This is a genomic window from Empedobacter sp. UBA6745 (genome assembly GCF_002453775.1).
In the GTDB taxonomy this organism is placed as follows: domain Bacteria; phylum Bacteroidota; class Bacteroidia; order Flavobacteriales; family Weeksellaceae; genus Empedobacter; species Empedobacter falsenii_C.
On sequence record NZ_DKHL01000006.1, the window covers coordinates 23043 to 23377 of the forward strand.

Below are 335 nucleotides of genomic sequence, written 5' to 3' on the forward strand. Positions count from 1 at the left end.
TTCTAAACTGACTGAAAGAAGTATGACTAATCCTATGGAAGCGATGCAAGGAAATGTGCCTGGTGTACAGATTTCTACTTCTACAGGTAGAATTGGGGATGGTTTTGATATTGTGATTAGAGGGAACAATTCTATGAACGCAGATTCTAAGCCTCTTTTTGTTGTAGATGGAGTTCCTACTTCTGATATAGATTTTTTAAATCCTCAAGATATTGCGCGAATTGATATTTTAAAAGACGCTTCATCCACTGCAATTTATGGTTCACGCGGATCGAATGGTGTTGTAATTGTAACGACTAAAAATGGAGCGAATGCAAAAGGAAGATTCACTGTTT

Annotated in this window: 1 protein-coding gene; it reads left to right on the forward strand. The window is 37.0% G+C overall.

Going from position 1 to position 335, the window contains the following annotated elements:
- A partial coding sequence (locus tag B4H69_RS02440) for a TonB-dependent receptor plug domain-containing protein (RefSeq protein ID WP_291092608.1) occupies window positions 1–335 on the forward strand: 335 nt, incomplete at both ends.